14 protein-coding genes are annotated in these 12,175 nt (G+C 57.0%); 12 read left to right on the forward strand and 2 right to left on the reverse strand.

What is annotated here, in order from left to right; translation table 11 throughout:
* Positions 1-6 precede the first annotated feature (6 nt).
* Complete coding sequence (locus ACR0L9_RS14595; protein ID WP_170423757.1) at positions 7-693, reverse strand: rhomboid family intramembrane serine protease; 687 nt, start codon at positions 691-693, stop codon at positions 7-9.
* 86 nt (positions 694-779) lie between these two features.
* Here ACR0L9_RS14595 and trpS point away from each other — a divergent pair, with 86 nt between their 5' ends.
* Entirely contained in the window at positions 780-1,808 is a 1,029-nt protein-coding gene (trpS, locus tag ACR0L9_RS14600; protein WP_170423755.1) for a tryptophan--tRNA ligase, read from the forward strand.
* 67 nt (positions 1,809-1,875) lie between these two features.
* Here the strand turns inward: trpS and ACR0L9_RS14605 are convergent, their stop codons facing one another.
* Positions 1,876-2,925, reverse strand: a complete 1,050-nt coding sequence (locus tag ACR0L9_RS14605) for a Glu/Leu/Phe/Val family dehydrogenase (RefSeq protein ID WP_480895960.1) — start codon at positions 2,923-2,925, stop codon at positions 1,876-1,878.
* 129 nt (positions 2,926-3,054) lie between these two features.
* Between ACR0L9_RS14605 and ACR0L9_RS14610 the strand changes: the two genes are divergently transcribed.
* The 11 genes from ACR0L9_RS14610 to ACR0L9_RS14660 all read left to right on the forward strand — a co-directional run bounded on the left by ACR0L9_RS14610 (position 3,055) and on the right by ACR0L9_RS14660 (position 12,065).
* Positions 3,055-3,516: an Lrp/AsnC family transcriptional regulator gene (locus tag ACR0L9_RS14610; RefSeq protein WP_480895961.1), complete on the forward strand. Its 462-nt coding sequence runs from the start codon at positions 3,055-3,057 to the stop codon at positions 3,514-3,516.
* Positions 3,517-3,575: 59 nt separating this feature from the next.
* The gene (locus tag ACR0L9_RS14615; protein WP_480895962.1) at positions 3,576-4,439 is read left to right on the forward strand and encodes a branched-chain amino acid aminotransferase; all 864 of its coding nucleotides are present in this window, start codon (positions 3,576-3,578) and stop codon (positions 4,437-4,439) included.
* Between the two features lie 73 nt (positions 4,440-4,512).
* Positions 4,513-4,968 (forward strand): universal stress protein, encoded by a 456-nt coding sequence (locus ACR0L9_RS14620; RefSeq protein ID WP_074736907.1) that lies wholly within the window; start codon positions 4,513-4,515, stop codon positions 4,966-4,968.
* Between the two features lie 9 nt (positions 4,969-4,977).
* Complete coding sequence (locus ACR0L9_RS14625) at positions 4,978-5,571, forward strand: 2-hydroxychromene-2-carboxylate isomerase (protein ID WP_170423747.1); 594 nt, start codon at positions 4,978-4,980, stop codon at positions 5,569-5,571.
* Between the two features lie 69 nt (positions 5,572-5,640).
* Positions 5,641-6,204 (forward strand): NifU family protein, encoded by a 564-nt coding sequence (locus tag ACR0L9_RS14630; protein ID WP_170395847.1) that lies wholly within the window; start codon positions 5,641-5,643, stop codon positions 6,202-6,204.
* Positions 6,194-6,784, forward strand: coding sequence for a tRNA (adenosine(37)-N6)-threonylcarbamoyltransferase complex dimerization subunit type 1 TsaB (gene tsaB, locus ACR0L9_RS14635; RefSeq protein WP_170465917.1), 591 nt, complete (start codon positions 6,194-6,196; stop codon positions 6,782-6,784). Before ACR0L9_RS14630 ends, tsaB begins: the two co-directional genes overlap by 11 nt.
* A gap of 11 nt (positions 6,785-6,795) precedes the next feature.
* Positions 6,796-7,212 (forward strand): GNAT family N-acetyltransferase, encoded by a 417-nt coding sequence (locus tag ACR0L9_RS14640; RefSeq protein WP_255612006.1) that lies wholly within the window; start codon positions 6,796-6,798, stop codon positions 7,210-7,212.
* Between the two features lie 135 nt (positions 7,213-7,347).
* Positions 7,348-8,346: a BMP family lipoprotein gene (locus ACR0L9_RS14645; protein WP_170395841.1), complete on the forward strand. Its 999-nt coding sequence runs from the start codon at positions 7,348-7,350 to the stop codon at positions 8,344-8,346.
* An 81-nt stretch (positions 8,347-8,427) separates the two neighbouring features.
* Positions 8,428-9,957, forward strand: coding sequence for an ABC transporter ATP-binding protein (locus ACR0L9_RS14650; RefSeq protein WP_170395839.1), 1,530 nt, complete (start codon positions 8,428-8,430; stop codon positions 9,955-9,957).
* A gap of 3 nt (positions 9,958-9,960) precedes the next feature.
* Positions 9,961-11,055, forward strand: coding sequence for an ABC transporter permease (locus tag ACR0L9_RS14655; RefSeq protein WP_480895963.1), 1,095 nt, complete (start codon positions 9,961-9,963; stop codon positions 11,053-11,055).
* Complete coding sequence (locus ACR0L9_RS14660) at positions 11,055-12,065, forward strand: ABC transporter permease (protein WP_170395835.1); 1,011 nt, start codon at positions 11,055-11,057, stop codon at positions 12,063-12,065. The genes ACR0L9_RS14655 and ACR0L9_RS14660 overlap by 1 nt, the downstream gene beginning before the upstream one ends.
* Positions 12,066-12,175 lie beyond the last annotated feature (110 nt).

Genomic DNA, 12,175 nt, shown 5'->3' on the forward strand with positions numbered 1-12,175 from the left:
GGCGCATCAATCCCGCCGGGTTTTGCTAAGGATACGCGCCCATCCACCCGGAGCCAGAAAGAAAGACAAACCAAACCCGGTGGCAAAACCGCCCAGATCGGCGACCCAATCCGAGGTCCCACCGAAGATCAGACCGAACAGCAACTGAATGCCCATAAGAACCGCGATCAGGCTGAATGCGCGCGATTGGTTTTCACCCACCAGAGAAAGCTTGCGCCATAGCAACCACGTGAACGCACCGATTAGCCCGTAGACCGGAGGAAACCCACCAACCAGTGGATATGGCGGGTTCAACAGCACCGCATAGGCCAACGCTCCGCCGACACCGGACAAGACGAATATGATCAGCATGGCGACGCTGCCAAAGACCTCAGCCACCATCTTCCCCATCGCCAGAACAAACACGCAGACAAACACAGCTTGTGTGAAATTGGCCTGAACAAAGGGATATGTGACAAAGCGGATCACATGTTCGAACGGCCAGCGCCCGTTCTGGACCATCCAATCGAATATATCGGGCGAAAACGTATATTGCTGCAACGCATCCAAGCGCCAACCAACAGCAGTCGGCCCTCCGACCAAGCCCCTGCTGCCAAGCAAGAAGATCAGTTCAATCCCGATGATGAACAGAACCAGCGCCACCACGACCGGCGGCAGAGGGTTCACGGGCGGTGTATAATGCTCACTGCTCATTGGGCTGGCCTTTCGCGGCTGTTGACGTCCCTTGGCCTCATGGGTAAGCGACGGGGGCTGATTTTTCCAGACAGGAGTTTCCTTCGATGACCGAGACCCAATTCACGCCGCGCGTGTTTTCCGGCATCCAGCCTTCAGGAAACCTGCACTTGGGTAATTACCTGGGTGCACTTAAACGTTTCGTGGATATGCAGGGGCCGGAATACGAGACCGTCTACTGCATGGTCGACCTCCACGCGATTACTGTCTGGCAAGATCCGGATCGTCTGCGTGAAAAGACTCGCGAAGTTTGCGCGGGGTTCATTGCCGCTGGCCTCGACCCTGAGAAATCTATCTTGTTCAACCAGAGCCAAGTGCCGGAACACACTCAGTTGGCCTGGATTTTCAACTGTATCGCCCGGATCGGCTGGATGCAGCGGATGACGCAATTCAAGGACAAGGCCGGTAAGAATGCGCAGAATGCTTCGCTGGGTCTGTTCGCCTATCCTGCCCTGATGGCGGCAGACATTCTGGTCTATCACGCGACCCATGTGCCTGTTGGTGAAGACCAGAAGCAACATCTGGAACTGACGCGCGACATCGCAATCAAGTTCAACCATGACTATGGCGTCGATTTCTTTCCGGTAACCGAACCGGTCATCGGTGGGCCTGCGCCCCGTGTGATGAACCTGCGTGACGGGTCCCGGAAGATGTCGTCGTCAGACCCGTCTGATATGACGCGGATCAACATGACCGATGATGCCGACGCCATCGCCAAGAAGATCCGTAAAGCCAAGACCGACCCGGACGCTTTGCCATCGGAGGTCGATGGCCTTGAAGACCGTCCTGAGGCGCGCAATCTGGTGAATATCTATGCCGCGCTTAGCGACCAGACGGCCGCACAAGTGCTGGCTGAGGTTGGCGGGAAGCAATTCGGTGAGTTCAAGCCAATGTTGGCAGAACTTGCGGTCTCGAAACTCTCACCCATTTCAACCGAAATGGCGCGCCTGATGGGCGAAGAGGCCGAGATTGATCAGATTCTCGCCCGAGGTGCTGAACGGGCACGCGCAATCGCGGCCCCGATTCTGCAGCAGACCTACGAGATTGTAGGGATGGTCGGCGCGGGCAAGTCCTGACCACGCGATCGCAATCCAAAAAAGAACGCCGCCCTTTCTCGGGCGGCGTTTTTCGTTCCGTCGGCTCTTATGCCGCCTGCAGGCTCAGCATCTCGTGCACGATGGATTCCGCAACTTCGTGCGGGCTGACCGCTTCGGCTTTGGCCCGTGTCAGGATGCGATCCATCGTCTGCTCCAGCGCCTGCAACCTACCGGCGACCCAAGCTTCACGCTCTGCGACACGCAGGATTTCCGTCGCCACATTCACGATACCACCGCCATTGGCGACGAAGTCAGGGGCGTAAAGAATGCCACGCTCGTGGAGCAACTGCGCGTCCCGATCGCTGGACAACTGATTATTTGCCCCTCCGGCCACAGCGCCGACTTTCAGTAATGGAATACTCGTTTCGTTCAGGATGCCGCCGATCGCACAAGGCGCAAAGATATCCGCTTCAACGCCGTAGATCGCATCGGGTGCAACGACCCGTGCCGCAAACCGTTCGGCCACGCGGGCCGCTTGCCGGGTGTCGATGTCAGTTACGATTAACTGCGCACCAGAATCGTGCAACAACTGGCACAAATGCTCGCCTACATGGCCAAGACCCTGAACCGATACCGTCAGGCCTTTCAGGCCAGAAAGCCTGAACCGGTGCTGCGCTGTCACCCGGATAGCATTGAATATCCCGCGCGCCGTTATCGGAGACGGATCACCGCTGGCGAACTCACCTTCCGCCAGTCCAGCCACAAATTCGGTTTCAGACCCGATATGCGCCATATCTGCAGGCGTCATACCCATATCTTCTGCCGTCCAGTACAAACCGTTCAAACCTTGAATCACGCGCCCAAAGGCCTGCAAAAGTTCAGGTGATTTATCCTCATGAGGATCCCCGATAATGACAGCCTTGCCTCCCCCGAGCGGCAGATCAGCCGCGGCGTTCTTGAACGTCATGCCCCTTGCCAGTCGCAAAGCATCGTCCAGGGCCTCGGCTGGGTGGCCGAAAGGGCGCATACGCGCACCGCCCGCAGCGGGGCCACGTTGCGTTGAGTGGATCGCGATGTAGCCCAATAGACCAAGTGAGTTATCTTTGAATTCGACCACGCGCTCGTGCTCTGGCGCGTCTACGATGGTGATGTCCATTCTTCTCCTCCGGAGTGCTTCCGAGAGTTTGCCACCTATCATCGAGTGATTTTCACCCTTTTGTCACTATATCAGGGAAATTTTTGGTGCTAACATCTAAAATTGAAAACTTTTGTGGAGTTTTTCGCCATGGATGATATCGATTCCAAGATAATCCGCGCCCTTCAAAACGATGGCCGTATGACTGTCATCGATTTGGCGGAGCATGTCGGGCTGTCCCCGACACCCTGCGCACGGCGTTTGGATCGGCTGCAACGGGACGGGATTATCACCGGCTACGCCGCACAGGTCGACCCCGAGCGGCTTGGATTCGGCGTTACAATCTTTGTGTCAGTCGAGTTAGAGAAACAGGATCGCAACGCCATCGATTCCTTCGAAAAGGCGATTCGTCGCTGCGACGAGGTGATGGAATGCTACCTTATGACCGGATCACGCGACATTCTGCTGCGCGTGGTTGCCAAAGACCTCAATGCGTTTGATGCATTTCTGGAAAACCGGCTTATGAAAATTTCGGGCATTCGAAACCTACGATCAAACTTCGCTTTGCGCACCATGGTCAAACGCGACGCGCTGCCTCAGCACCATGGATAATCTGCTGGACCTTGCGTCAGCCCCAACCTAGGTTTCCCCGAAGCTTGAGGGAGGGCGCAATGGCAGTCGGCAAAAACATCCGCACCTATTTCAACGGCCAATGGCAAGACGGGGACGCACCGATCATGCGCGCTGCTGACCATGGCGCATGGCTGGGCTCATCGGTGTTTGACGGAGCCCGGTACTTTGATGGTATGACCCCGGATCTGGATGCCCATTGTGCCCGCGTGAACCGTTCAGCCGAGGCGCTGATGCTGACACCTTCTGTAACAACCGAACAGATGGTCGATCTGGTTCACGAAGGGTTGCAAAGTTACGCACCTGACACCGCCGTTTACATTCGCCCCATGTATTGGGGCATCGACGGGGATCACACCGCCATCGTCCCTCAGGAAAACAGCACTGGCTTTGCCATCTGTCTTGAAGAAATCCCAATGGCACCCAAAACCGCCTCGGCGACGCTGACAACCACTCGGTTCCGCCGCCCTGTTCTGGAATCCGCTGTGGTCAACGCAAAGGCAGGGTGCCTGTATCCGAACAATGCCCGGATGTTGCAGGAGGCACGCAGCAAGGGCTTTTCAAACGCCCTTGTGGCCGACGCGATGGGGCATGTGGCCGAGACTGCGACCGCAAATATCTTCATGGCGCGCGATGGTGAGGTTTTTACTCCAATCCCCAATGGGACATTCTTGGCCGGGATTACACGCGCGCGGCATATCAAAAACCTGCGCGCCGACGGGGTAACCGTGCATGAAACCGTGCTGAGTTTCGATGACTTTCACGACGCGGACGAAGTGTTCATGAGCGGTAACATGAGCAAAGTGACGCCAATCACCGCGCTGGATGACACACAGTATCAGGTGGGCCCAATCGCCCGTCGCACACGCGAGATGTACTGGGATTGGGCTGCAAGCAATTGCTGATCTGCTCCTTTTCTGTTTCAATTGCCACTGCTTACCCTGTGGGGCATGATCCCGAAAACAAACGAGGACAAACATGCGCAAGTTCCTAGTCGTTCTGGACGACAGCCGCGAATGTCTGAACGCCATGCGCTTTGCCGCAATGCGTGCGGCACATACTGGCGGCGGGGTTACGGTTCTTTCGGTAATTCCACCGGACGAATTCAACCACTGGATCGGTGTTGCCGAGGTGATGCGCGAAGAAGCGCGTGAACGTATTCACGCGCATTTCGAGGTGTTCGCCAAATGGATGCGCGACAAACAGGGTGTCGAGCCCGAATTGGCAATCCGCGAAGGCGATCCGGTGGCCGAAATCATTGAACATGTCCAATCCGATCCCGAGATCGGTGTATTGGTTCTGGGTGCAGGTACTGACAAAAAAGGACCCGGACCGTTGGTGACACAACTGACCCGTAACTCTGGAAGCTTGCCCATTCCGATTACCATCGTGCCCGGTGATCTGAGCAAAGAGAAGCTGGAAGCCATCACCTGAGGTAAATTTATGTCCGCGAAGCTGCAGTTCTGGTTCGACTTCGCATCGACCTATTCTTATCTCAGCGCGATGCGTATTCAGCAGGCGGCTTCGGAATATGGAGTTGCCGTAGAATGGCACCCATTCCTTCTGGGGCCGATCTTTGCTGAACAGGGATGGAACAACTCGCCGTTCAACCTCTACCCAGCAAAAGGTCGGTACATGTGGCGAGACATGGAACGGCTTTGCGCCGCGCGCGATTTACCTTTTCGGCGGCCTGAGCCATTTCCGCAAAACAGCTTGAAAGCAGCAAGGCTAGCGCTGGCGATCGAACCAGCTGATCAACGGGCAGCCTTTGTACGCACTGTCTATTCTGCGCAGTTTGGTTCCGGTCGTGATATATCGAATCCGGCGGTTCTGGTTGAGTGCCTTACCAAATCTGGCGTTTCGACTGATCTGATGGATCGGATAAGCGACCCCGCGATCAAGGCTGCCTTGTTCGAGCAAGTTACTCAGGCCAAGGCTAAACACATCTTTGGTGCGCCGAGTTTCGTTATTGGGGACGAGCTGTTCTGGGGTGATGATCGTCTGGATGATGCGATTTCTTACGCCGCCGCAATTTAGAACGGTTCCAAATCTTGACTTCCCCCGCACGGACGCGCATATCAGGTGCATCTTAGACGGAGCCGCGCCATGTTCATTCAAACCGAATCCACACCCAACCCGGCCACACTAAAATTCCTACCCGGCCAGACGGTTCTGGAAGCAGGCACCGCTGATTTTCCAAGCGCCGACGCTGCAGAAAAATCTCCGCTCGCCAAACGCATATTCGGTGTAAACGGCGTAACAGGCGTGTTCTTCGGCAACGATTTTGTCACGGTAACCAAATCTGATGACGTGCAGTGGGATCACATCAAGCCCGCAATTCTCGGCGCTGTGATGGAGCATTACCAGTCCGGCCAACCGGTTATGGGCGCAGGCGCAGAGACCGCCTCGGGCCACGCTGAACACACCGGCGAAGATGCAGAGATTGTCAACCAGATCAAAGATCTGCTGGATAGCCGCGTGCGTCCTGCTGTGGCTCAGGACGGCGGTGACATCACCTTCCACGGCTTCGACCGCGGCGTTGTTTATCTGCACATGCAGGGAGCCTGCGCGGGCTGTCCGTCCTCGACCCTAACGCTGAAAATGGGGATCGAGAACCTGTTGCGTCACTACATCCCCGAAGTGACCGAGGTTCGCCCTGTTGCCGTCTGAACCGACGATTTTGGCATTCGATACATCGGCCGCGCATTGCGCGGCCGCTTTGCTGCGAGAGGGCAAGATTATCGCATCGCACGCCGAAGCGATGGCTCGTGGGCAGGCGGAACGGTTGATGCCCTTGCTTGAAGAAATCCTGACCCGGAACAATTGCACATGGCGGCACCTTGATGCGATCGCCGTCGGAATCGGCCCCGGGAATTTCACCGGCATCCGAATCTCGGTATCCGCAGCGCGCGGATTGGCGCTTGGGCTCGGCGTGCCGGCGGTTGGGGTGTCGGGGTTTGATGCAGTTGCGGAAATTGCGCCCGACGGGCATCTCCCGGCGATAGCTGCACCGCGCGATCAGGTTTATGTGCAGCCTAAGGGGCGCGCGCCTTACCTGACCTCACGTCATGCCGCTGACGATATTGGTCCCTTGTATTTCTGCGAGGACCCAGAACAGCAGGCCCGTGCGATCGCCCAGGTGGCTGCTGGTCGTTGGACGACAGTTCAAGCGCCACCTGCTCCGCTTTATGTCCGCCCTGCAGATGCGGCTCCCTCCAGCGATGTACCACCGGTGCTTTTGGACGAATGACACCACAGGACATGGCAGAAACCCACGCCGCAGCCTTCACACAGTCACGCCCGTGGAGCGCTGAAGAATTCAGCAATCTGATCGCCAATCGCTTTACCCATGTAGTTGGTGACAAACGGTCTTTCGCTCTCATTCAAGTGATCGGCGAAGAGGCCGAGCTGCTCACGATCGCGACACGTCCAGACTACCAAAGACGCGGGCTGGCGCGGCGCATCATGGCAGACTGGCACGCCAAGGCACGAGAACTCGGTGCAATCCGTGCATTTCTGGACGTTGCCTCAGATAACCATTCGGCGATATCTCTGTACCAAACCTGCGGATACACGCCATGCGGCAATCGCGCAGCCTATTATCATCGCAAAAGTGGCCCGAACGCCGATGCGATCGTCATGGAACGCCCCCTGAGCGAAAAATATTCGCTTTTTTAGACCATATGGTCAAAAATGTGTTGACCGAAGCTGTTGCAAACAGCTTCAATTCCCGCCATCACAACAGGTATGCTCGCTCTGAGTGGGTACCGGGGGATTAAGCCCCGGACCGATAACAGCCAACGGGAGTAACAAATGACATTTATGAAATCCTTGATGGGCGCAGCCGCTGCGGTTGCACTAACAGCAGGTGCTGCTATGGCAGAACCGGCCCTTATCTTTGATCTGGGTGGCAAGTTCGACAAATCGTTCAACGAAGCCGCGCATAATGGCGCTCAGCGTTGGGCGGAACAGACCGGCAAAAGCTATCGCGAGATCGAGCTTCAGTCGGAAGCGCAACGCGAACAGGCGCTTCGCCGCTTTGCCGAAGCAGGCGCAAACCCGATTATCACAATGGGCTTCGCCATGGCCGATCCATTGGCTGCAGTGGCAGGTGACTATCCGGATACCAAATTCGTTGCGGTCGACGTGACCTGGCTGGAAGCCCCGAACATTCGCCAGATCGGATTTGCCGAACATGAAGGATCATACCTGGTCGGCATGATGGCGGCGATGGCGTCCCAATCCGGCACAGTGGGCTTTATCGGTGGTATGGATATCCCTCTGATCCGTCACTTTGGTTGTGGTTATGCACAAGGCGCGAAGTCCGTAAACCCGGACATCAACGTTGTTGCCAATATGACAGGCACCACCCCTGCAGCATGGAACGACCCGGTGAAGGGCTCGGAGTTGACCAAAGCACAGATCAGCCAGGGTGCTGACGTGATTTACGCCGCTGCGGGCGGTACCGGTGTTGGCGTTCTGCAAACCGCAGCCGACGAAGGCATCCTGTCAATCGGTGTCGATAGCAACCAGAACCACCTGCACCCGGGCAAGGTCCTGACCTCGATGCTCAAGCGTGTGGACGTTGCTGTATATGACGCCATGAAAGCTGGCGAAGACGTCCAGACCGGTGTTTACACCATGGGTCTTGCACAAGATGGCGTTGGCGTTGCGATGGATGAAAACAACGCGGAACTGGTGAGCGAAGAAATGAGCTCGGCCATTGAAAGTGCCCGTCGCGACATCATCGATGGCAACGTAAGCGTTGTCAGCTACTACGAGAACGACAGCTGCCCTGCACTGCAGTTCTGATGTAACTGGGGGCGGGGGCCATGGCCTCCGCCCTGCACCACTCTGCCGCATGCGGCCCTTTCGGCAACCCAAGGACAAGATATGACCGTCCCCGCCATTGAACTCAAAGGGATTTCCAAAGCCTTTGGGCCGGTTCAGGCTAATAAAGATATTTCCATCAGCGTCGCCCGCGGAGCGATCCACGGGATCATCGGTGAAAACGGAGCGGGCAAATCCACGCTGATGAGCATCCTCTACGGATTTTACAAAGCCGACAAAGGCGAAATCTGGATCAACGGCACCAAGACCGACATCCCTGACAGCCAGGCGGCGATCGCCTCGGGCATCGGGATGGTGTTTCAGCATTTCAAACTGGTCGAGAATTTCACCGTTCTGGAAAACATCGTTCTGGGTGCGGAAGACGGTGGGCTGTTGGCTCCGTCGCTGGCGAAAGCCCGGAAAGAGCTGAAAGATCTAGAGGAAGAATACGAACTGTTCGTCGACCCTGACAAACGCATCGATGAGATCGGTGTGGGCATGCAGCAGCGGGTTGAGATTCTCAAGGCGCTCTACCGCAAGGCCGAAATTCTGATTCTGGACGAACCCACGGGCGTTCTTACCCCTGCCGAGGCGGACCAGCTGTTTCGCATTCTCGACCGGCTGCGGTCCGAGGGTAAAACAATCATCGTGATCACGCACAAGCTGCGCGAAATCATGGAGAACACCGATACGGTTTCGGTTATGCGCCGTGGTGAGATGACCGCCACCGTCAAAACAGCTGATACCAATCCGCAGGCACTGGCCGAATTGATGGTTGGCCGCAAGGTCTTGCTACAGGTTGATAAGGTGCCTGCACAGCCGGGCAAACCGGTTCTGGAAATCGAAAACCTCAGTGTCACCGATTCGGCCGGTGTCGAGCGTGTCAAAGGCATCGACCTAACCGTTCGCGCGGGTGAGATCGTTGGCATCGCGGGCGTTGCTGGCAACGGGCAGTCCGAACTGCTTGAAGTTTTGGGCGGTATGCGACCCGGGGTAGGCTCGATCAAACTGAACGGCGAACCTCTGGCGTTGCACGGCCCCGGATCGGACGGGCAAGCGCGGCGCGCCCGACATATCGCTCATGTCCCCGAGGATCGGCAGCGCGAAGGTCTGATCATGGATTTTCACGCGTGGGAGAACGTGGCGTTCGGCTACCACCGCGACCCTGCTTACAAACGCGGGCTGTTCATGGACAACGCTGCCCTGCGTGCCGACACCGAAGCCAAGATCGAGAAGTTCGATGTGCGCCCGCCCAATGGCTGGCTGACGGCAAAAAGCTTCTCGGGCGGCAATCAACAGAAAATCGTCGTTGCACGAGAAATCGAGCGCAATCCCGATCTGCTGCTGGTGGGCCAGCCCACACGCGGCGTGGATATCGGTGCCATCGAGTTCATTCATAAACAGATCGTCGCCTTGAGGGATCAGGGCAAAGCAATCTTGCTGGTCTCGGTCGAGCTGGAAGAGATCTTCTCACTCTCGGACCGGATCGCGGTCATGTTTGACGGACATATCATGGGCGAGCGTCTGCCCGCCGAGACGGATGAAAAAGAACTAGGCCTGCTGATGGCCGGTGTTGCAGGAGAGGCCGCCTGAACCATGGAAAAAATGCCCAAATGGGCCGATGTGGTACTGATCCCGCTAATCAGTCTGCTTCTAGCCACAATCCTTTCGGCAATCGTCATCCTGGCCATCGGAGAAGATCCGCTTGAGGCGGTAAATCTGATGGTCACTGGGGCCCTAGGGTCAACCTACGGCTGGGGCTATACACTTTATTATGCAACGAACTTCATCTTCACCGGACTCGCGGTTGCAGTTGCCTTTCACGCGCGCTTGTTCAACATCGGCGGCGAGGGTCAGGCCATGCTGGGCGGACTGGGCGTTGCCATCGTCTGCCTATCGGTTCCTTGGCCGCATTGGACAATAGCTTTGCTGGCCGCCTGTGCTGCTTCGATGATCTTCGGTGCAGCCTGGGCCGCGATCCCGGCCTATCTGCAGGCGAAGCGGGGCAGCCATATCGTGATCACCACGATCATGTTCAATTTCATCGCTGCCGCTTTCCTGAATTACATGCTGGTCAACGTCATGCGCCCGCAAGGGTCGCAAGATCCAGCAACGGCTCGTTTCCCCGAGGCAGTGCATCTCCCGACTTTCCAGTCGATGTTCTCGAGCGCCGAAAACATCGTTTTCCGAGGTGCGCCTGCCAACATCTCGTTCTTCGTCGCAATCCTTGCGTGTTTTGTTGTCTGGGCGCTGATCTGGCGAACTCGGTTGGGCTATGAAATCCGCGCCTACGGCCATTCGGAAACCGGTGCCGTCTACGCCGGTATCTCGCCTGTACGCATCACGATTATTGCCATGCTGATCTCGGGCGCTCTGGCGGGCCTGATGGCAGTCAACAACGTGATGGGCGAAGCCGAGCGGTTGGTGCTGAACGCAACCGAAGGCGCGGGTTTCATTGGAATTGCCGTGGCACTGATGGGTCGGTCGCATCCATTCGGGGTATTTCTAGCCGCTATTCTGTTTGGGTTTCTGTATCAGGGCGGGGCCGAACTGGCGCTTTGGACATCGATTCCGCGCGAACTGATCGTGGTCATCCAAGCGCTGGTCATTCTGTTTACCGGAGCACTGGACAACATGGTGCGCATGCCGCTTGAAAAGCTGTTCATGGCGATTCGGAAGGGGTCGGCCTGATGGATTTCTTCCTGACACTCATCCAGGTTCTGGATTCGACCATCCGACTGGCTACGCCTCTGCTGCTTGCCTGTCTGGCCGGACTATACTCCGAGCGCGCGGGCATCTTCGACATCGGCCTTGAAGGCAAGATGCTGATGTCAGCATTCTTCTCGGCTGCCGTCGCCGCCGTAACCGGTTCGGTGTGGCTGGGATTGCTGGCCGGGATCGCGGCATCTCTGGTCCTTTCGGCGCTACACGGGTTTGCGTCGATCACGTTCCGGGGCAATCAGCTGATCTCGGGGGTTGCGATCAACTTTCTCGCCTCAGGTATGACCGTTCTTGTCGCCCAAAGCTGGTTCAAGCAGGGTGGTCGTACGCCATCATTGTTCGGTGAAGGGCGGTTTGAATCTGCAGAATTCCCTTATGCGATCGGTCCGACTGACGCCGAACTGACAGGCCGTCCAGTTTCCGAGCTGATGTCTGAAACCAATCCCCTGCATATGGCCTATTCCGAGCTTCTGTCTGGCCATTCCATTCTGGTGTACGTGGCTTTCCTTATGGTGCCACTGACTTGGTGGATTCTGTTCCGCACCCGGTTCGGGCTGCGTCTGCGCGCGGTCGGAGAGAATCCTGCGGCGGTGGATACTGCTGGAGTTTCGGTTGTAGGTCTCCGCTACGCAGCGGTTGCGATTTGCGGCGTACTTTGCGGCATCGCAGGTGCCTACCTGGCCACCGCGCTGCAAGCAGGCTTTGTGAAAGAGATGACCGCTGGGCGCGGATTTATCGCACTGGCTGCTCTGATCTTTGCAAAATGGCGTCCGTGGCACGCGATGTGGGCATGCCTGTTGTTCGGGCTGTTGCAGGCCATTGCCTTGCGGTTCCAGAACATCGATTTGGGCGGGGTCGTGATCCCGGTGCAGGTCATGGACGCCCTGCCCTATATCCTGACCGTGGTGATTCTTGCCGGGTTCGTCGGCAAGGCCATACCGCCACGCGCAGGCGGCGAACCATATGTAAAGGAACGCTGATAGAGCCAGTTCAGGACTGCCCCTCAGTCCTGTTTGCTGCAAAGCGGCATACAGAGTTGATTTTGTATGCCGCAACCGCTCTAAGGGGGTATGGACGTGTCCCGCATCAG

It is taken from the genome of Ruegeria sp. I3, from assembly GCF_056532525.1.

Bases quoted from the DNA above. Each gene is read 5' to 3' on its own strand.
- ACR0L9_RS14650 (WP_170395839.1), top strand. From the start codon at position 8,428: ATGACCGTCCCCGCCATTGAACTCAAAGGGATTTCCAAAGCCTTTGGG.
- ACR0L9_RS14615 (WP_480895962.1), top strand. From the start codon at position 3,576: ATGGCAGTCGGCAAAAACATCCGCACCTATTTCAACGGCCAATGGCAA.
- ACR0L9_RS14595 (WP_170423757.1), bottom strand. From the start codon at position 693: ATGAGCAGTGAGCATTATACACCGCCCGTGAACCCTCTGCCGCCGGTC.
- ACR0L9_RS14660 (WP_170395835.1), top strand. From the start codon at position 11,055: ATGGATTTCTTCCTGACACTCATCCAGGTTCTGGATTCGACCATCCGA.
- ACR0L9_RS14610 (WP_480895961.1), top strand. From the start codon at position 3,055: ATGGATGATATCGATTCCAAGATAATCCGCGCCCTTCAAAACGATGGC.
- trpS (WP_170423755.1), top strand. From the start codon at position 780: ATGACCGAGACCCAATTCACGCCGCGCGTGTTTTCCGGCATCCAGCCT.
- ACR0L9_RS14630 (WP_170395847.1), top strand. From the start codon at position 5,641: ATGTTCATTCAAACCGAATCCACACCCAACCCGGCCACACTAAAATTC.
- ACR0L9_RS14605 (WP_480895960.1), bottom strand. From the start codon at position 2,925: ATGGACATCACCATCGTAGACGCGCCAGAGCACGAGCGCGTGGTCGAA.
- ACR0L9_RS14655 (WP_480895963.1), top strand. From the start codon at position 9,961: ATGGAAAAAATGCCCAAATGGGCCGATGTGGTACTGATCCCGCTAATC.
- ACR0L9_RS14640 (WP_255612006.1), top strand. From the start codon at position 6,796: ATGGCAGAAACCCACGCCGCAGCCTTCACACAGTCACGCCCGTGGAGC.
- ACR0L9_RS14625 (WP_170423747.1), top strand. From the start codon at position 4,978: ATGTCCGCGAAGCTGCAGTTCTGGTTCGACTTCGCATCGACCTATTCT.
- ACR0L9_RS14645 (WP_170395841.1), top strand. From the start codon at position 7,348: ATGACATTTATGAAATCCTTGATGGGCGCAGCCGCTGCGGTTGCACTA.
- ACR0L9_RS14620 (WP_074736907.1), top strand. From the start codon at position 4,513: ATGCGCAAGTTCCTAGTCGTTCTGGACGACAGCCGCGAATGTCTGAAC.